We start from the raw sequence: 19,581 nt of genomic DNA, 5'->3' as shown, positions 1-19,581 counted from the left end.
TAATTGCCGAACCAGCCGTCAGCCGTTGGTTCCGTCGATAACCAATTCGCGTCTATTGATGAAAGCCCCCCGCCTGTGCGGGGGGCTTTCATCGTTATTAACGGCCCTTAGCGCGGCGCCATCCGGATCGCGCCATCCAAACGAATGACCTCCCCGTTGAGCATCGGGTTTTCAATGATGTGCACAGCCAGCGCCCCGTATTCGTCGGGGTTTCCCAGCCGGGACGGGTGCGGCACCTGCTTACCCAGCGACGCCCTGGCCTCCTCGGGCAAAGACGCCAGCAGCGGGGTATCGAACAGTCCGGGCGCGATGGTCATCACCCGGATGCGATGACTGGCCAGATCGCGGGCGATCGGCAGGGTCATACCAACCACGCCGCCCTTGGACGCCGAATACGCAGCCTGGCCAATCTGGCCATCGAATGCAGCCACCGAGGCGGTGTTGATGATGACGCCGCGCTCTTCCGCATTGGGGCCGACGGGTTCGGTTTTGGCGATTCGCTCGGCGGCCAGCCGCAGCACGTTAAAACTCCCGACCAGGTTGATGTCCACAATCTTGCGGAACGCCGCCAACGAGAAGACGCCGTCGCGGCTCAGCACGCGTATCGCGTTACCGGTCCCGGCGCAATTGACGACGATGCGCAGCGTGCCCATCGTTTCGGCCAGATCCAGCGCACTGGCGACGGCGGCCTCGTCGGTCACATCCGCCGCCGCGAACCGTGCCCGGTCGCCCAAATCAGCAACCACGTCTTCACCCCGGATGTCGAGCACCACAACCTGAGCCCCGGCGTCCAGCAGCCGCTTGGTGGTCGCCAGGCCCAGCCCCGACGCGCCCCCGGTGACGACGGCAACGGCGTCCCTGATCTCCATGCGAATCCTTCCTCGATTGCTCCGCTCAAAATCAACCAACCTACTGGTTGGTTGGGACTATGCCCAGTCGCTCAAGACGGCTTCGACGTCCGTCAGCGGTGCGGCCGGTGGGCGCGGCCGGCTCGGCACGGTGCGTGAGAACCGCGGCGCCGGCATCGGCTGCGACCCGCCGTCATCGCCTTCGTAGAAGGTGTTCCGCTCGGCGATATGCGGTTCGGTGTGCACCTCCCCGAACGACAGCACCGGGGTCACGCAGGCGTCCGAATCGGCGAACACCTTGGCCCAATGATCGCGGTCGTACCTGCCGAACGCCTCGGTCAGCACCGCCCGCAGTTCCGGCCAGCGGGCGACGTCGTTTTGCGGGGGCAGGTTCACCGCATCCAAACCCAGCCCGGCCAGCATCGCCGCGTAGAACTGCGGCTCGATGGCGCCGACGGCGACATAGCCGCCGTCGGCGCATTCATAGGTGTCGTAGTAGGGCGCGCCGCCGTCGAGCATGTTGGTGCCCCGCACGTCGCTCCATATGCCGATCCCCCGCATCGCCCACATCATCTGCACCAGCACGCTGGACCCCTCGACCATCGCGGCGTCGATCACCTGGCCCTTGCCCGAGTTGTGCCGCTCCCACAGTGCCGCCAAGATGCCGACCAGCAAGAACATCGAACCGCCCCCGAAGTCGCCGACCAGGTTCAGCGGTGGCACCGGCCGCTCGCCGACCCGGCCGATCGCGTGCAGGATGCCGTTGAGCGAGATGTAGTTGATGTCGTGACCGGCTTGCTGGCTGCGCGGGCCGGCTTGACCCCAACCCGTCATCCGGGCATAGATCAGCCGGTCATTCACCTTGGCGCAGTCTTGCGGGCCGAGGCCCAGCCGCTCGGTGACCCCGGGCCGGTAGCCCTCGATCAAGACATCGGCCTTGGCGACGAGCTTCAAGACAAGTTCGCGCCCCTGGTCGGACTTCAGGTCGGCGGTCACGATCCGTCGGTTGCGCAGCATGGCGTCCTTCACGCCGCCCCCGCGCCCCCCGGCAAAGGACGATGGACGGTCGATGCGCACCACGTCGGCGCCGAGATCCCCGAGAATCATCGCGGCGTGTGGGCCCGGTCCGATCCCAGCCAGTTCAACGACCCGCAATCCGTTCAGCGGTCCCGACATGATGTACCGACCTTTCGTCCACTCTGACGATCTCGCCCGGGCCGAACACCCGATAAATGCCATCTTCGCAGGCCGCGGAAATCCACCCCGTCCGGCCCACCTCGCCCACCAACGCCGTCTCGGCCACGCCCCCGGTGACCTAGGGTGAGCCCCATGCCGGATACCAGGATCGAAACCCTGGCGCCAGTCGCCGGCCTCGAGGTCAAGCCGCGCGGCGGGGTGCTGTCGGTGACGATCGACCGTCCCGAAAGCCTGAATTCGTTGACACCTGAGGTGATGGCCGGGATCGCTGACGCGATGGAGGCCGCGGCTACCGATTCGCGAGTGCGAGTGGTGCGCCTGGGTGGAACGGGTCGCGGGTTCAGCTCCGGGGCCGGGATGAGCGCCCAGGATATGGGCCGCAAGACCAGCACTTCCAGCCTCACCGAGATCAACCGGGCGGTGCGGGCAATCACGGCGTTGCCGCATCCGGTTGTCGCCGTGGTCCACGGACCCGCCGCCGGGGTCGGTGTCTCACTAGCCCTGGCGTGCGATCTGGTGCTGGCCTCCGAGAGCGCCTATTTTCTGCTCGCGTTCACCAAGATCGGATTGATGCCCGACGGCGGAGCCTCGGCATTGATCGCCGCTGCGATCGGCCGGATTCGGGCGATGCGGATGGCCCTGCTGCCCGAGCGGTTGCCGGCCACCGAGGCGCTGTCCTACGGCCTGGTCAGCGCGGTCTATCCCGTCGCGGACTTCCAAAACGAAGTGGATGCGGTGATCTCGAGATTGCTGTCCGGCCCGGCGGTGGCGTTTGCCAAGACCAAGGACTCCATCAACGCGGCCACACTCACCGAGTTGGATCGCACCCTCGATCGCGAATTCCAGGGCCAGTCGGCGCTGCTGCGATCACCCGACTTCGCCGAGGGCGCCCGCGCATTCCAGCAGCGCCGCACCCCAACCTTCACCGACTCCTGATCCGTTGAGCTGAATCGGCAATCCTCAGCAACACCGGATCCGAATAAGACATGGGGACAGAATGGAGATCCGATGTCGGCTGGACAGGTGAACTGCCTGGTAACCGGGGCGACCGGCTACATCGGCGCCCGGCTGGTTCCACGACTGCTCGACGAGGGCCACCGGGTGCGAGCGTTGGCCCGCGATCCGGGCAAGTTGGCGGACGTTCCGTGGCGGGACCGGGCAGAGGTGGTGCGCGGCGATCTGGGCGACACCGACTCGCTGGAGGCGGCCTTCGCCGGGATGGACGTTGTCTACTATCTGGTCCATTCGATGGGCTCGGCAAAGCATTTCGCCGACGAGGAAGCCCGCGCTGCCCACAACGTGGTACTCGCCGCGCGGCGCAGCGGAGTGCGCCGGGTGGTGTACCTGAGCGGGCTACATCCAGAGCAGAGCAAGCTTTCGCCGCACCTTCAATCACGCAAGGCCGTTGGCGATGTGCTGATTGGTTCCGGCATCGAGACAATCGTGCTGCAAGCCGGGGTGGTGGTCGGATCCGGATCGGCATCCTTCGAAATGATCCGGCACCTCACCGACCGGTTGCCGGTGATGACCACACCCAAGTGGGTGCACAACCGGATTCAGCCGATCGCCATTCGTGACGTGCTGCACTACCTGGTCGCCGCGGCCACGGCCACGGTGCCCGACACCGCCAGGGCCCGAACGTGGGACGTCGGCGGCCCCGACGTGCTCGAGTACGGCGACATGATGCGGGTGTACGCGGAGGTCGCCGGGCTGCATCGGCGCTACCTGATCGTGCTGCCGTTTCTGACGCCGACGATCGCCAGCTTGTGGGTTGGCACGGTGACCCCCATTCCTCCGGGCCTGGCCCGGCCGCTGATCGAATCGCTCGAATGTGACGCGGTGATGCGCAACTCCGACATCGACACCATCATCGCGCCACCGGCGGGGGGCCTGACCAATTACCGTCGTGCGGTCGAATTGGCACTGAACCGTGCCGCGCACGGGCTTCCCGACGCCACATGGGCCTCCCTGCAGTCGGAACCGGCCGAGCCACTGCCCAGCGACCCGCGGTGGGCCGGCGAAATCGTGTACACCGATGTCCGCGACGCGACGACAACTGCTGCACCCGAAGCTGTTTGGAAAGCGACCGAGCGCGCCATCAATAGCCGGAGGTGGTACTCGCTGGCGCTCGCACCACGGCGTCGGCACCGCGCACCGCGGTGGCGGGTCGCGCAGCGCACGCCAACCACACTGCGACTGGGCGCGGGCACCCGCGTGCCCGGGCCAACGTGGTTGGAGGTGACGCTCACACCGCGAGGCACCGCCGGCAGCAGCTACCACCAGCGGGCGATCTTCTTTCCCCGCGGGATTCCCGGCCGGCTGTCCTGGCTGGTGCTGCGCCACCTCCACGCCGCCGCGCTGCGCGCACTGGCACGCGACGTCACCGCCGCCGACCGATAACGGGGTCAGACCCCAAACAACGGTGGCAGCGCGAGCACCATGATGAACCCCCAGACCAGGTGGGTGAGGATCGGTGCCAGCACTCCGCCGGTAGAGCGCCGTTCCCACGCACACACACCGCCGAGGATGACAGCGGCAAAGCCGAGCATCAGGTTGGCGCTGGCCATGATGGCCCCGATGTATACGACGGTCGAAACGGCCACCGGATAGAACCGACCCAACGCGGTGTAGAGCGCGCCGCGAAAGAACATCTCTTCGGCGATCCCGTTGATCAGGGTGATCACCACGACCAGGAACAACGATCCCTGGCTGGCAAACTGCAGCACGCGGACTATCAGCTCGGTGGCGGCCGGAATCTTACGGACAACCAAGGCACCCAACACAAAGATGCCGCCCAGCAGCAGACCGATGGTGGTCCCGGTGATCACCGGGCGCTGGTTGCGACCGCGCCAGCGAATGCCACCCAGATGCAGGGGGCCGGAGGCCAGCGCGCCCAGCGCCCATACCGCGGCCAGGGTCAGCGTCAGCCAGTAGAAGGTCGACTCCCCCGGCTGGCGCCTCATCGACAGTCCCATCACCACCGCGCCGATCACCAGGACGACACCGACGACGATGCGGCGCCGTAGCACCACCGAAGGCGCCTCATGGTGTGGCACGGCCACATTCGTGATGGCGCGGCGAATGTCGTCGATGGCGCTGAATTGGGGCGCTGTTGATTGGCTCATGCGAACAGAACTTTCGGAGTCAGGGCGATCAGGATGTCGAGGCTGCTTCGTAACGCACCGGCCAGTGGACCCGGGACGATGTTCACCCATCGCAAAGTGGGACGTGCGATGGGCGGCGTCATCGTCTCGGCGATCCGGCGAATTCGCAGCGCGTCACCGCCGGCCCACACCGGATCGGTGGCTGCGAGTTGGTGGGGATCTGTCAGGGCGTCGACGGGCAACGGGGGCCCGTTCGCGTGGCCGGCCAGCGCCAACGTAATGGCATCTTCGATACTCAGTAGTCCTCCTGGTGGCTCGGGGACCTTGTCTTGCAGGCCGGCCCCGGATGCCCGCACCGGGTGATCCAGCGATTCCACCAGGTCTGCGACCAGACCATGCGGGACCGGCAGGGTGACCGCCGTGATCCGGGACGCTACCGCGGTATCGAGCCTGCCGACCGGCAATGCGGCATGCCATCTGCCGCGGATGCGCGCATACGTCTTGAGTAGCTCGCGGTACGACGTGGTGTCGGGGCCGCAGATGTCGTAGGCACCGGCAGGTACCTGGTCGACGTCGGCGGCGGCCACCAGATAGTGCAGAACGTCTCGGATGGAGATCGGATCGATCGGGTTGTACATCCAGTCCGGCATCGGCAGGACGGGGAATCGATCCCCGACGTAGCGCAGCATCTCAAACGACGTGGAGCCGGCTCCGATGATCATTGCCGCGCCCAGCCACACCAGTTCCGCGCCATCGTCGACGGCCAGTGCCTCGGCGACCTCGGCCCGACTGGACAGGTGTTGGGATAGCGCTTCACATTCGGGGACGAATCCGCCCAGGTAAACGATGCGCCGCACCCCGGTGTCACGGGCAGCGACGGCCAGGTTGGCGGCGGCGGTTTTGTCCCGGTCGCGAAAATCCGGTTGGCCTATGCCGTGGACCAGGTAGTAGACCACGTCGATCTGACCCGCGGCATTCATCGCGGCTTGCGCCGAGGCCCGGTCCGTCGCGTCGAGGATTACCGGGGTGACGTCGTCGAACCAAGCTAAGCGACTGAGTCGCGCCATGTTTCGGGTGGCCGCCAACACTTCATGGCCGTCGGCCAGCAGCGCGGTAACCAAGCGGGATCCCACGTAGCCGGTGGCGCCGGTCACCAGAATCCGCATGGTTTCGACACTAGACCCGAGACGGTGGGGCCGCGGGGAAGCCGGGCCATCCGGCAGGAGCCGGTCTGAACCGATCCGGAAGCGACAACGTGACTGACCACATGAACACATTCACCGGGGGTAGATCATCGTGCTTCAACTTGCAGCGGCCAGCGGGCACGCAGACCTCGAAGACAGATCCGCATGTGGCGGGGGTGGCCGTGAAGTTCCCGCCGAACCGCTACCACCAGGCCGAGGCGATCGGGGCGCTCACCGAGTTCGCCGGTCCGGAGTTTCGCCGGTTCGCGCTCAGCAGCGGGGTTGAGGCCCGCCACACCGCATTGCCGCTGGAACGCTATGCCGAGCTCAGCGGTTTTACCGAGGCCAACGACGCCTTCGTCGACGTCGCTATCGACTTGGGCGAGCAGGCCCTGCGGGCGGCGCTGGACGAAGCAAAGGTCAGGCCCTCCGAAGTCGATGTCATTTTCTCCACCACCGTCACTGGTCTTGCCGTACCCACCCTGGAGGCGCGACTGGCTCACCGATTGGGGTTGCGCGAAGACGTCAAACGCATCCCGTTGTTCGGTCTGGGCTGTGTGGCCGGTGCCGCCGGGGTGGCCCGCATGCATGACTACCTGCGCGGATTCCCCGATCAGGTGGGCGCTCTGCTCGCGGTGGAACTCTGTTCACTGACGATTCAGCGCCACGACAACTCGGTGGCAAATCTGGTTGCCTCCAGCCTGTTCGGCGACGCCGCCGCGGCCGTGGTCACCAAGGGGGCGCACCGAGTTCGGGGGGCCGGTGCGGCGTCAAACGGATATGCCGACCCTCGAGTGCTGGCCACCCGCAGCCGGATCTACCCCAACACCGAGAACGTCATGGGCTGGAAGATCGGCACCAGCGGCTTTCAAATCGTTTTGTCGGTCGACGTCGCCACTGTCACCGAGAAGTACCTGGGCGAGGACGTCCGCAGTTTCCTGGCCGACCACGGGTTGACCCCCGAGGATGTGACGACGTGGGTCTGCCATCCTGGCGGGCCCCGCGTGATCGAGGCCGTTGAGACCGTGCTGGGGCTACCCGAAGATGCCCTCGCTCACACACGAAACTCGCTACGCAACAACGGAAATCTTTCTTCGGTGTCCATTTTGGATGTATTGCGGGCCAACCTGGCCGACCCGCCGCCGGCCGGTTCGATCGGACTGATGATCGCGATGGGCCCCGCGTTCTGTTCTGAACTAGTGTTGCTGACGTGGTAAGTCCGTATTACCTGCTGATTCTGGCGATCGTCGTCGAACGCTTGGCCGAGCTGGTGATAGCCCAGCGCAATGCGCGCTGGTCTTTTGCCCAGGGCGGCAAGGAGTTTGGCCAACCACACTACGTGGTGATGGTTGTCTTGCACTCGCTGCTGCTGGTGGGCTGCGTCATCGAACCCTGGGCCCTGCATCGGCCGTTCATCCCATGGCTCGGCTGGCCGATGGTGGCCGTGCTGGTGCTCAGCCAGGGTCTGCGCTGGTGGTGTGTGACGTCGCTGGGGCGACGCTGGAACACCCGGGTGATCGTGCTGCCCGACGAACCGCTGGTGCAAAAAGGGCCCTACCGGTTCCTGCACCACCCGAACTATGTTGCAGTGGTGGCCGAAGGGTTTGCCCTGCCGCTGGTGAACACCGCGTGGGTGACCGCGCTGAGCTTCACCGTGGCCAACGCCATCTTGCTGACCGTGCGGTTGCGGGTGGAGAACTCCGTGCTGGGCTACTCATGACGACCTACGACACCGACGTGCTGGTCGTCGGCGGTGGCCACGGCGGACTCGCCACCGCATTGAACGCACGAAAACGGGGGCTCTCGGTCATCGTCGCAGACCCGCGGGAGAGCCCGATCGACAAGGCGTGCGGCGAGGGACTGATGCCGGGTGGTCTGGCGGAGCTGAAGTCCCTCGATGTGGACCCAGCCGGCGTCCCGTTCCAGGGCATCGCGTATGTAAGCCAGCAGCGCCGGGCCGAGGCGCGGTTTCGCACCGGGCCGGGCCGGGGCGTGCGCCGCACCACATTGCACGCAACGCTGGCGGCCCGCGCCAAAGAGCAAGATGCGGAATGGATCAGAACGCGGGTAACCGATGTCGTCCAAGACGCGCACGGCGTGACCGCCGCGGGTGTGCGCGCCAAATGGTTGGTGGCAGCCGATGGCCTGCATTCCGCGGTACGACGCGCGGTCGGAATAACGGCGACGGCCGGTACTCCACGACGCTACGGCGTGCGCCGGCACTACCGTGTGCCGGCTTGGTCGGAGTTCGTCGAAGTGCACTGCTCTCCGTGGGGCGAGGCGTACGTCACCCCGGTAGAACCGGATCTGGTCGGGGTGGCGATCTTGTCCCGTCAGCGACCTGAAATCGATTGGTTCCCATGGCTTGCACAGCAGCTACGGGGCGCCAGTCCCGGGGCCGCGAGGGGCTGCGCCCCGCTGCGACAAGTGGTCTCGCGCCGCGTCGCCGGACGCGTGCTGCTGGTCGGCGATGCCGCCGGCTACGAAGACGCGCTGACCGGTGAGGGCATCAGCCTGGCCGTCAAGCAAGCGGCCGCCGCGGTGCGCGCCATCGCCGACAATGACCCGGCGTCGTATGAGGCTGCGTGGCATCGGGTTACGCGCAGCTACCGCTGGCTCACGCGCGGGCTGGTGCTGGCCAGTGCGCCACGCCCGGCGCGCCGTGCCATCGTGCCAGCATGCGCACTGTTACCCCCGGTGTTCCGGTATGGGGTAAACATCCTGGCAAGCTGACGGCCCGGTCGGGCGGACACCAGGCCGACGCTGCGCACCCCGGCCACCGGTCATTCCGGCGCCACCAAAGCCATCGTTGCCCGCCCGAATCCAGATCGGGCCGATCTCCTCGGCAGCTCACTGTCAGCCGTCCGCGCCGGGGGTGCCGTTATTGCCATCGGCGCCCGCGGCCCCATTACCTAATTGGCCATATCCGCCCGCGCCGCCGGAGGCAGCCCCACCGCCGGCGCCTCCGGGCCCGCCAGGCTGACCGTTCCCGCCGTCGCCACCGTCGCCACCGTCGCCCCCGGCACCGCCGTCACCTCCGTTTCCAGGCGAAAGAGGCACACTGCAATCGCCGCCGACCCCACCCGCGCCGCCATCGCCACCAATCCCGCCGCTCCCGCCGAGACCGCTGGTGCCGGTACCGCCGACCCCTCCGAAACCACCGACACCGCCGGCGCCGCCGGCACCACCGAAGTTGGCCGACTGGATGCTGCGGGTCAGATTCTGTGCACCTGCGCCGCCCGCACCGGCAGCCCCTCCGCTACCACCGTCGCCGCCGATCTGCCCGTTGCCACCAATACCGCCATTGCCGCCGACGCCACCTACGCCTCCGGCACCGCCGACAGATCTCGATGTGGTGGGAGAATCGCTCACGCCTCCGACGCCACCGGTGCCGCCGCCACCGCCACTACCGGCGGCACCGCCCGTGCCCAATGCAGCAAAGCCGCCATTGCCGCCAACACCGCCAGCGCCGCCAGCACCGCCAGCACCGCCATAGCCATTGGTTGCAGAGTTGCCGGTGGTGCCGATGCCGCCGGTTCCGCCGCTGCCACCGTCGCCGCCGACGCCACCCACGCCACCGACGGAGCGGGCGACGCCACCCAAGCCGCCGGCACCTCCGACCCCGCCGTCGCCGGCCAACGCGGGTGTAGACGCGCCGCGCATTACGCCAATGCCAGCATTGCCGCCGGTCCCACCATTGCCGCCGGCACCTCCTGCCCCGCCGGCTGCCGCACCGATGGCGCCACTGCCGCCCGCCCCGCCGCTGCCCCCCAAGCCGCCGTTACCGGCCGCGGCGCCAGCTGCCGGAACACCGTTTCCACCGGCACCAGCATTTCCGCCTTTGCCACCAATGCCACCGGAACCGGCGGTGCCGCCAGAACCTTCACCGTCGCCGGCGAAGCCGCCGGCCCCACCTGCCCCACCACGCCCGCCATTCCCGCCGTCCCCAGCGTGATGTAGCAGGCTGCCATTGGCGCCATTGCCGGCATCGCCAGCGTTCCCGCCGATACCGCCGTTGCCGCCGTTACCGTTGACGCCCCCGGCCGCGGCGGAACCACCGTTGCCGCCGATTCCGCCGACGCCCCCGTGACCGCCGCTGCCACCGAAGAGACCGCCCGAACGAGTGGTCCCGTAGCCGCCGCGGCCGCCAGCACCACCGTCGCCCCCGTTTCCGCCAACACCCGCAGCGCCGTACTCGCCGCCTTCGCCCGCGCCGGCGGCTCCCCCAAAGCCAGCCCTGCCACCGGAACCCCCTTGCCCCCCCTGCACCACCGGAGCGACCGGTGCCGTCGATCCCGCCGCCGGGGGCGCCGTTGGCCCCGTCCCCGCCTCTGCCACCGACACCACCGACACCACCGTTACCGCCGACACCGCCGTCACCGGCCACACCACCGTTGGCGGCCCCGCCCTGCCCGCCAGCACCGCCCGCGGCCGCCAGCCCACCCGGAGCCTCCTGCCCCGCCGCCGTCGGCCCCGGCGACACCCGCGTCACCGGCGCCGCCATTACCACCTACACCGCCGGTGCCGCCGACACCGGCGGCGCCCACGGCACCACCACCACCCTGGCCGGCCGCACCTCCAGCGCCGGCGGCACCACCAACACCGCCGACACCTCCGGCACCCCCGACCCTCTGATAGCGCACCGCGCTACCCCCGTCGCCACCTGGACCGCCGAGTCCTCCGTTGCCGCCTTGGCCGCCGGCGCCGGCGCTGCCGCCGGTGACGCCGGCACCGCCTTGACCGCCCGCACCGCCTGCACCGCCGCCACCGCCAACGGCGCCATCACCACCGGCGACACCAGCGGCGCCCCTGACTCCGTTGCCACCGTTACCGCCGTCGCCACCAAGACCACCGACCCCGCCGGCACCGGCCGCGGTGGCCCCCGCACCGGCCGCCCCGCCGGCCCCCGCAGCCCCGCCCTGGCCACCGACACCACCAGCACCACCGGTAGCCACGCCCAAACCACCGTTGCCACCGCTACCACCGACACCACCGCTACCGCCAGCACCGCCACCGACACCACCCGCACCACCGGCACCTCCGAAGCCGCCACCGCCGCCGGCCCCGCCCACCTCGCCGGGACTACCACCAACATCCCCACCAGTACCGGCCGCACCACCGCTACCGCCCTGGGCGCCCGCACCACCGATCCCGGAGAGGCCCCCACCTCCACCGATACCGCCCGCACCGCCATCACCACCACGCCCACCTGCCGCCGCGTAGCTATCGATCCCCCTGCCACCAGCACCGCCGGCACCACCAGACCCGGCCGCACCGCCCACACCGCCGCCGCCTACGCCGCCACCGGCACTCCCGCCATCCCCGCCCCGGCCGCCGCCACCAACGGCACCAGCCACGGTCGTGCTCGAACCACCAGCGCCACCGCGACCGCCCAGACCACCGGCACCGCCGGCACCACCGGTCCCGCCGTCACCACCGGCACCCAGGCCACCAGCACCGGATCCAGCCCCACCCCCGGCACCGCCGGTGCCACCAGCGCCACCGGCCCCGCCGGGCCTCGACGCCAACCCACTATCAGCACCCACACCGCCAACACCACCGGCACCGCCAGTACCGCCGGCACCGTTGCTCCCACCAACGCCAGCCGCGCCACCGATCCCGCCGGCACCGCCGGCGCCGCCGTCATAGCCGAACAAGCCCGGCCCATCAGCCGCACCGCCCGCACCGCCAGCCCCGCCAACGCCACCCGCGCCACCAACTCCGGCATTGCCCACGCCGCCGCCGCTACCACCGACACCGGTCACGCCCCCAGCCCCGGCATCGCCTCCGGCGCCACCCACACCACCTCGACCACCGTCGGTGCGATCCCCACCAGCGCCGGCGCCACCAGCACCACCGGTCCCGCCGTCGCCACCGGCACCACCAACACCGTTGACACCCCCCACGCCCGAAGCGCCCCCAGCACCACCAGCGCCACCAGCACCCCCGGCAAAACCAACGCCCCCGGGATCGCCCGGGGTGCTCGCAGCCACACCGGTATCCCCGGCCCCGCCATTACCCCCGGTACCACCGGTACCACCGGTACCCGCCGCACCAACCACGCCGCCACTGCCGGCGCCGGCGGCACCTCCGACTCCGGCCGCACCACCGGCACCACCATCACCACCCGCACCACCGGCAAGCTGATGGCCCACACCGCCAGCCCCGTCACCACCAGCACCACCACGCCCACCGGTGCCACCAACACCACCATCACCAGCTGTGCCATCCAACCCGGCCGCACCACCTTGGCCGCCTGCACCACCAGCACCCCCGACAGCGCCGGCCGTACCCGGGCGCCCTCCGACCCCGTGCCCGTTGCTGCCTTGAGCTCCGATGCCCCCGGTTCCGCCTTGCCCACCGGTGCCGCCGGTACCGCCGGCGCCAGCCAGTCCCTGGGCCCCGGCCTCACCGCCAGCCCCGGCTGCCCCTCCGGCGCCACCTTCGCCACCTTGGCCGCCGACGTCACCCGACTGGTACCCGTCGCCGCCGGTCCCGCCGATACCCCCGGAGCCGCCGCTACCGCCATGACCTCCCACCCCGCCTGGGCCGTCGCCGGCCGTGCCACCCTGGCCGCCCGCGCCGCCCGCACCGCCAGCCCCGCCTACGAGGGCGACTGCGCTGGCGCCGCCGGCGCCGCCGGCGCCTCCGTTACCACCGCTACCGGCGGCTCCGGCAAGCCCGCCGACGGCGGCCCCACCCTGGCCACCTTGACCGCCGTCACCACCAACACCGCCGGCGTAACCAAGGTTTGAGCCCAATTCACGACCCGAGGCGCCACCAGCACCGCCATCGCCGCCGCTACCGCCACTACCGGCACTACCGGCGGCGCCGCCTGAACCGGCCCCCGCGCCACCGGCTGAACCGGCCGCGCCACCGGCCCCGCCGATCCCGCCGGCACCGCCAGTGCTGTAGGTGTCGCCGTTACCGCCGCCGCCGCCGGTTCCACCGGCGCCACCGATTCCGCCATCGCCGCCGGTTCCGGCTTTTCCACCCCCAATGCCCCCGCCGCCGCTCCCACCGGCTCCGGCCGCACCCCCGGCCCCGCCATCACCGCCAGCACCACCACCGACAACACCTGCACCTGCAGCCCCTTCGGCACCCACACCACCGGCGCCACCATCACCACCGGCGCCGCCAACACCCGCAGTACCACCAGCAGCGGCCGCACCCCCGGCGCCGCCAGCACCGCCGGCGCCACCGGCCCACCCGGTGCCCCCGGCACCGCCCGGGACGCTCGCAGCCGCACCGAAGTCCCCGGCACCACCATCACCACCTACACCACCAGTGCCACCAACACCTGCAGCGCCAACCGTGCCGCCACGTCCCTGGCCGGCCGCACCTCCAGCACCGGTCGCACCACCGGCACCACCCGCGCCACCCGCACCGCCAGCAAGCTGATGGCCCACACCACTAGCCCCGACACCATCGCCACCACCAACGCCACCAACACCTCCAACACCACCATCACCGGCGGTACCCAGCCCGCCAGCGCCACCACCAGAGCCTCCGGCCCCGCCAGCCCCACCAGATCCACCGACACCGCCGACACCACCGGGAACAACCGCATCCCCACCGCTAGTACCCGCGCCGCCCACACCACCGGCGCCTCCTGCGCCACCCTCCCCAAACAAGCCACCGCCACCACCGAAGCCACCAGCACCACCGTCACCGCCAGCAAAGCCACCCGGCAAACCAGCAAAACCCGCCCCACCATCGCCACCAATTCCACCCGCACCGATCAACCACCCACCATTGCCACCGGACCCGCCCGTCCCACCGCCAAACAACCCCGCGCTACCTCCGGCACCGCCGATAGCACCCACTCCACCAGCACCGCCAGCGCCACCCACACCGGCCAACCACCCACCACTACCTCCCACACCACCCGCACCACCCGCACCACCACGGTCACCAGCGCCACCCGCACCGATCAGACCCGCCGAGCCGCCCGCACCACCCACAGCACCGGGATTAGTACTCACCCCACCCACGCCACCATTGCCCCACAACAACCCACCAGCCCCACCCGACTGCCCCACCCCACCCACAGTGCCCCCGCCGGCACCATCACCAATCAGCGGTCGCCCCAACAACATCTGCGTAGGAGCGTTGACCATCCCCCAGACATCGCGCTGCAAACCCTGCAACGACAGCACACCTGAGGACTCAGCCCACCCATAGGAATCTGCCCCCGCACCCAACAGCGCCGCGACCCGAGCGTGAAATCCCGCCGCCCCAACAGCGATCCGCTGATAGTCACGCCCGTACATGCCGAACAACTCCGCGATCGCCGCCGACACCTCGTCACCACCAGCAGCCAGTAACTCGGTAGTGGCCGCCGCCGCAGCAGTGTTCACCGCACCCACCGCCGACCCGATACCGGCCACATCGGCCGCAGCCGCACTCACCAACTCCGGACTCACCCACACAAACGACACCTCACAACCGCCTTCCCCAAGCGACAGAGACCCAGCAAGGCGATCCAACAACCGCGACCTCAATACATTCACAACAAAACCGCGCGATCACCCGCCACAAGCCGCAGGGACCCGCAGACGACTAGCGGACCCCCAACCGCCCACCCACCGACAAAGTCCGAGCCGAAACACTAAACAGGACAACCGGTCTGGCGTCACACAGATCGCACACACCGAGGTACCGAACGCACCAGAACATCAAACCGGGGCCGCTTCACCTGTAGAAGTCACACGGCCAGGGCTGAGACGAAATCCCGATCAAGCCATGGCGGTGCGCCCGGGCAAACGGGGCGCCGCGACTAGCCCACCCCGTAGAGATTCACTCGACACACGGACCCAAAGCGGCCCAGCCAAACCCGTCCGGCCGCATCCGATGTCGTCGCGCGCTTCAGCGCGCCTTCCAGACCGGCTCCCGCTTCTGCGCAAACGCCAGCGGCCCCTCTTTGGCGTCTTCGGATCGAATCAGGGATCACATCTCGCGCATAGTGCGTTCCCAACCCCGTTCTTCATCGGCGACAACTCCGTCGTCGACCCCGTAGGCGATGCGCTTGCTCGCCCGCACCGACAGCGGCGCGTTCACGGTGACCCGGGCGGCCAATGCCAGGGCCGCATCCAGCACCGCCCCCTGCTTGACGACCTGGTTGATCAGGCCCCACTCATAGGCGTCGGATGCCGTGATCGGCTCGCCGGTCAACAACATCTCCATCGCCACCTTGCGGGGCAGCTGGTTCACGATCCGAAAGACTCCCCCGGCGGCCGCGATCAACCCCCGTTTGACCTCGGGCAGTCCGAACTTGGCGCGTTCGTCGGCCACCACCAGGTCGCTGGCAAGCGCCAGCTCGGTGCCGCCGCATAGGGCGGTGCCGTTGACTGCCGCGATGGTGGGCTTGTCGATGAAATGATGGACGTAGCCCGCGAAACCCCACTCGTTGTGGTCGGGGTGGTAGATGTTCTCCCGCCGCGAGATGGCCAACAAGTCAGCTCCGGCACAAAACGACTTATCGCCGGCGCCGGTGATCACCACGGCGCGGACCTCGGGGTCATTTTGCGCCGATTCCAGCGCATCTCCGACCGCGACGCTGACCGCCCCGTTGATGGCGTTACGGGCTTCGGGCCGGTTGATCGTTATGACCATGACATTGCCGCGGTGTTCGACCAGCCCGGCGGGCTGGTCGTCACCGGCGTCTGTCACAAGAGCTCCAAGACAGTGGCGTTGGCTTGACCACCACCCTCGCACATCGTCTGTAAACCATAGCGAATTCCGTTGTCCCGCATGTGGTACAGCAGCGTGGTCATCAGCCGAGCACCCGATCCTCCCAGCGGGTGACCCAACGCAATCGCACCCCCGTTGGGGTTGAGCCGGTTCTCGTCGGCGCCGATGTCACGCAGCCAGGCCAGCGGAACCGGAGCGAATGCCTCGTTGACCTCGTATGCCCCGATGTCGCCAATACTGAGCCCGGATCGCTTGAGCACCTTCTGGGTTGCCGGGATCGGCGCGGTCAGCATGATCACCGGGTCGGCCCCCGCAAGTACCGCGGTGTGTACCTTGGCAATCGGCTTCATCCCCAGCGACTTAGCCTTTTCGGCGGACATGAACAACAGTGCCGCCGAACCATCGGAAATCTGCGACGAGTTACCGGCATGGATCACGCCGTCTTCCTTGAACGCCGGCTTCAGCGCCGCCATCTTTTCCATCGGCGTTCCGCGCCGGATACCTTCATCCTTGAGTACGGGGTTGCCATCCTGGTCCTTGATGCCGACGATCTGATCATCGAATGCCCCGGAATCTTGTGCGGCAGCTGCCTTTTCGTGCGACATCAAGGAGAACTCGTCGAGCATGGTTCGGCTCAATCCCCACTGCTCGGCAATCATCTCGGCACCAAGGCCCTGGTTAGGGATGCGGCCGTCATAGCGTTCCAGGAAGGTCTGCGAATACGGCCGCCCACCATTGGCCAGCGAAGAACCCATAGGGGTTCGCGACATCGACTCCACCCCGCCGGCGACGACGACGTCATAGTGCCCGGCCACCACGCCAGCCGCGGCGAAGTGCACCGACTGCTGACTCGAACCGCACTGGCGGTCGACCGTCACGCCCGGGACCGTTTCGGGCCAGCCGGCCGTCAGCAGCGAGGTGCGGGCGATATCGAGCGCCTGCTCCCCAGCTTGCATGACGCAGCCCCAGATGACGTCATCCACGTTCTCCGGGTCGATGCCGGCCTTGTCAGCCAGTCCGTTGAGAACCTGCGCAGATAGATCCGCGGGGTGTACGCCGGATAGCGCGCCATTGCGCTTGCCGACCGGTGAGCGCACCGCTTCTACGATGACGGCTTCAGCCATGATGATGTCTCCTTTGACATTTTCCGTACGTCAGGCACTTCAGGAACACATTGAACTTCAATCTATTGAAGCCCAGGCGGGTGGACGGCGCCCGACCGGGGTAGTTCAGCCTGCGCACCGCGACGGCACCGAACTCCCTTGCACCACGTCATCGGGCGAGCAGCCCCTGGGGCAATTGGTCTCGGACGCGCGCGTCGAGTCGCGCAAAATCTCACAGGCTTCGCCCGCGGCGATACAAAGATAGGCGCTTTGGCGAAAACGCAAATGTCGTCCCGCAATTGTCATAGTGTCTTGTCTGCCAACGCGCATAAGGTGTGACGGGATTGGCCCGATGTCGTATGCGGGCGAGACTGCAGTTTCTGCGGCCCCACCCGCAATGGCCGCCAGCCGCAACCTAATCCGGCTATGGGAGGTCGCGGTGTGCTTGGCAGACAGGGGACGGACGATTGAGATGCGCGCGAGGCAGCTTGCGGGATTTGTGATTTCGCGAACATATCGGCCGTCTCCGAGTGTGCGGCCAGCGGAGAAGGGAAGACCTGATGAACTTCATGATGTTGCCTCCGGAGGTCAACTCGGCGCCGATGTTCACCGGCGCCGGATCAGCCCCAACGCTGGCGGCCGCCACGGCCTGGGACGGACTGGCCGCCGAGCTGGGCGAGGCAGCTGAGGCATTTTCGTCGGTCACCTCGGGGTTAGCGAGCGGATCCTGGCAGGGGCCCGCTGCCGCCCCGATGGCGGCAGCGGCCGCACCGTATGCCGGTTGGCTGAGCGCGGCAGCAACTCGGGCGCTGGGCGCTGCCACGCAGGCCAAGGCGGCCGCGGCGGTATTTGAGTCGGCGCAAGCGGCCACCGTGCACCCGGAGTTGGTGCTGGCCAACCGCAATCAGCTGGTGTCGGTGGTGCTCTCCAACCTGTTTGGCCAGAACGCGCCGGCGATCGCCGCCACCGAATCTACCTATGAAGAGCTATGGGCCCAGGACGTGGCAGCGATGGTGGGCTACCACGGCGGTGCGTCGGCCGTGGCCGCGCAACTGGCACCGTGGCAGCAGGCAATACAGGCTCTACCGGGCCGGGTCGCCGCAATGGCCACAACTCGACCGGCCGCGTCAGCGGCAGCTGCACTCGCGTCCGGCCCGGCCGCGGCGCTGGGCATTGGCAACAACGGCAGCGGGAACTTCTTGAGCATCGGCAATATCGGCAACAACAACTTGGGCAGCGGAAACACTGGCTCAGCCAACCTGGGCGGCGGGAATATCGGCAACGGGAACCTGGGCAGCGGCAACACCGGCAACGTAAATCTGGGTAACGGAAACAACGGTTTCTTCAATTTCGGTAACGGGAACTTGGGCGATACCAACTTCGGTTCGGGAAACTCAGGAAATCTCAACCTCGGTAGCGGCAACCGCTTCGGCAGTGGAAACATCGGTTTCGGGAACCGCTTCGGCGATGGGAACTTCGGTAGCGGCAACGCCGGCAGCTACAACTTTGGCACCGGGAACAACGGTTCCTTCAATATCGGCAGCGGCAACAACGGTGACTCCAACATCGGCTTCGGCAACTTCGGCACCAACAACCTGGGCTTCGGCAACAACGGCAGCAACAACATCGGGTTTGGGCTCAGCGGCAGCAATCAGATCGGCATCGGCGGCCTGAACGCCGGCATAGGCAACATGGGCTTCGGGAACGCGGGCGACAACAACGTCGGCTTCTTCAACTCGGGCAGCAATAACATCAGCTTCTTCAACTCAGGCGACGGCAACTTCGGCTTCGCAAACGCGGGTTCCACCAACACCGGATTCTGGAACTCCGGCGGCACCAATACGGGCTTCGGGAACGGGGGCAGCCTCAACTTCGGCTTCGGCAATGGTGGCGTGGAAAACATGGGGCACGGCAACGCAGGTAGCTTCAACATGGGCTTTGGGAACGGTGGAGGCGGCAACACGGGCTTCTACAACTCGGGCACCTACAACACGGGCTTCTCCAACGCGGCTGAGACCAATACGGGCTGGGAAAACTCGGGCAACGCCAACACGGGTGGCTACAACTCGGGCGGCTTGAACACCGGCATCGGCAGTCCCGACACACAAGCCGGACCGAACTCCGGCTTTGGCCACTCCGGAAGCGGCAACTCCGGCTTCTTCAACTCTGGTGACGGCAACTCCGGCTTCCAGAACAGCAACACCGGCGTCTCTGCGAACGGCCACTCTGGAGTGCGCAATTCCGGTGACGCTACCAACGTCGGGTTCAGCAACTCAGGCAGCAATAACACAGGAATATTCAATACCGGGACCTTCAACACGGGGATAGCCAACTCGGGCAGCGACAGCTCGGGCCTACTGATTTCGGGTACCAACAGCTCGGGCGCCCTGAACTCTGGAGACGATCAGTCCGGTTTCAACAACTAGCCATCGTCACTTCGCCCTAAATCAGA

The 19,581-nt window shown here is 67.9% G+C and carries 13 protein-coding genes and 1 pseudogene; 6 read left to right on the top strand and 8 right to left on the bottom strand.

The window, feature by feature from the left end; all coding sequences use genetic code 11:
• Positions 1 to 107: 107 nt before the first annotated feature.
• Positions 108 to 869: a 3-hydroxyacyl-CoA dehydrogenase gene (locus SHTP_RS05740; protein WP_011739223.1), complete on the bottom strand. Its 762-nt coding sequence runs from the start codon at positions 867 to 869 to the stop codon at positions 108 to 110.
• 57 nt (positions 870 to 926) lie between these two features.
• Positions 927 to 2,024: a CaiB/BaiF CoA transferase family protein gene (locus SHTP_RS05735; RefSeq protein ID WP_096370034.1), complete on the bottom strand. Its 1,098-nt coding sequence runs from the start codon at positions 2,022 to 2,024 to the stop codon at positions 927 to 929.
• Between the two features lie 153 nt (positions 2,025 to 2,177).
• Here SHTP_RS05735 and SHTP_RS05730 point away from each other — a divergent pair, with 153 nt between their 5' ends.
• On the top strand, positions 2,178 to 2,981 hold the full coding sequence (locus tag SHTP_RS05730; RefSeq protein WP_096370033.1) for an enoyl-CoA hydratase: 804 nt from the start codon (positions 2,178 to 2,180) through the stop codon (positions 2,979 to 2,981).
• A gap of 72 nt (positions 2,982 to 3,053) precedes the next feature.
• Positions 3,054 to 4,445 carry an NAD(P)H-binding protein gene (locus tag SHTP_RS05725; RefSeq protein ID WP_096370032.1) on the top strand — a complete coding sequence of 464 codons (1,392 nt, stop codon included), beginning with the start codon at positions 3,054 to 3,056 and terminating at the stop codon, positions 4,443 to 4,445.
• A gap of 5 nt (positions 4,446 to 4,450) precedes the next feature.
• On the opposite strand, the gene SHTP_RS05720 is transcribed toward SHTP_RS05725, so the two are convergent.
• Together SHTP_RS05720 and SHTP_RS05715 are read right to left on the bottom strand one after the other, a co-directional pair.
• The gene (locus SHTP_RS05720; protein ID WP_096370031.1) at positions 4,451 to 5,170 is read right to left on the bottom strand and encodes a CPBP family intramembrane glutamic endopeptidase; all 720 of its coding nucleotides are present in this window, start codon (positions 5,168 to 5,170) and stop codon (positions 4,451 to 4,453) included.
• The gene (locus SHTP_RS05715) at positions 5,167 to 6,315 is read right to left on the bottom strand and encodes an NAD(P)H-binding protein (RefSeq protein WP_096370030.1); all 1,149 of its coding nucleotides are present in this window, start codon (positions 6,313 to 6,315) and stop codon (positions 5,167 to 5,169) included. The genes SHTP_RS05720 and SHTP_RS05715 overlap by 4 nt, the downstream gene beginning before the upstream one ends.
• Before the next feature lie 65 nt (positions 6,316 to 6,380).
• Between SHTP_RS05715 and SHTP_RS05710 the strand changes: the two genes are divergently transcribed.
• From SHTP_RS05710 to SHTP_RS05700, 3 genes are read left to right on the top strand one after another with little or no spacing between them, the layout of a single operon-like run.
• Positions 6,381 to 7,550, top strand: a complete 1,170-nt coding sequence (locus tag SHTP_RS05710) for a type III polyketide synthase (protein ID WP_231991579.1) — start codon at positions 6,381 to 6,383, stop codon at positions 7,548 to 7,550.
• Entirely contained in the window at positions 7,544 to 8,053 is a 510-nt protein-coding gene (locus tag SHTP_RS05705; protein ID WP_096370028.1) for an isoprenylcysteine carboxyl methyltransferase family protein, read from the top strand. Before SHTP_RS05710 ends, SHTP_RS05705 begins: the two co-directional genes overlap by 7 nt.
• Complete coding sequence (locus tag SHTP_RS05700; protein WP_096370027.1) at positions 8,050 to 9,066, top strand: NAD(P)/FAD-dependent oxidoreductase; 1,017 nt, start codon at positions 8,050 to 8,052, stop codon at positions 9,064 to 9,066. Before SHTP_RS05705 ends, SHTP_RS05700 begins: the two co-directional genes overlap by 4 nt.
• Positions 9,067 to 9,189: 123 nt before the next feature.
• On the opposite strand, the gene SHTP_RS30290 is transcribed toward SHTP_RS05700, so the two are convergent.
• The 4 genes and pseudogenes from SHTP_RS30290 to SHTP_RS05685 all read right to left on the bottom strand — a co-directional run bounded on the left by SHTP_RS30290 (position 9,190) and on the right by SHTP_RS05685 (position 17,150).
• A complete protein-coding gene (locus SHTP_RS30290; protein ID WP_197706227.1) occupies positions 9,190 to 10,713 on the bottom strand; it encodes a hypothetical protein in 1,524 nt (507 codons plus the stop codon).
• The gene (locus SHTP_RS05695) at positions 10,710 to 14,774 is read right to left on the bottom strand and encodes a PE family protein (protein WP_197706226.1); all 4,065 of its coding nucleotides are present in this window, start codon (positions 14,772 to 14,774) and stop codon (positions 10,710 to 10,712) included. The genes SHTP_RS30290 and SHTP_RS05695 overlap by 4 nt, the downstream gene beginning before the upstream one ends.
• Positions 14,775 to 15,201: 427 nt before the next feature.
• Positions 15,202 to 15,948 (bottom strand): annotated as a pseudogene (locus SHTP_RS05690) (enoyl-CoA hydratase-related protein).
• Positions 15,949 to 16,001: 53 nt separating this feature from the next.
• Positions 16,002 to 17,150, bottom strand: a complete 1,149-nt coding sequence (locus SHTP_RS05685; protein ID WP_096370026.1) for a thiolase family protein — start codon at positions 17,148 to 17,150, stop codon at positions 16,002 to 16,004.
• A gap of 539 nt (positions 17,151 to 17,689) precedes the next feature.
• Here SHTP_RS05685 and SHTP_RS05680 point away from each other — a divergent pair.
• Positions 17,690 to 19,555, top strand: coding sequence for a PPE family protein (locus tag SHTP_RS05680; protein WP_096370025.1), 1,866 nt, complete (start codon positions 17,690 to 17,692; stop codon positions 19,553 to 19,555).
• The last annotated feature ends 26 nt before the right edge of the window (positions 19,556 to 19,581 follow it).

Source organism: Mycobacterium ulcerans subsp. shinshuense, assembly GCF_002355775.1.
GTDB classification, from domain to species: Bacteria; Actinomycetota; Actinomycetes; order Mycobacteriales; family Mycobacteriaceae; genus Mycobacterium; species Mycobacterium marinum.
The sequence above is the reverse complement of the archived record's forward strand: the minus strand, read 5'-3'. Positions and strand labels throughout refer to the sequence as shown.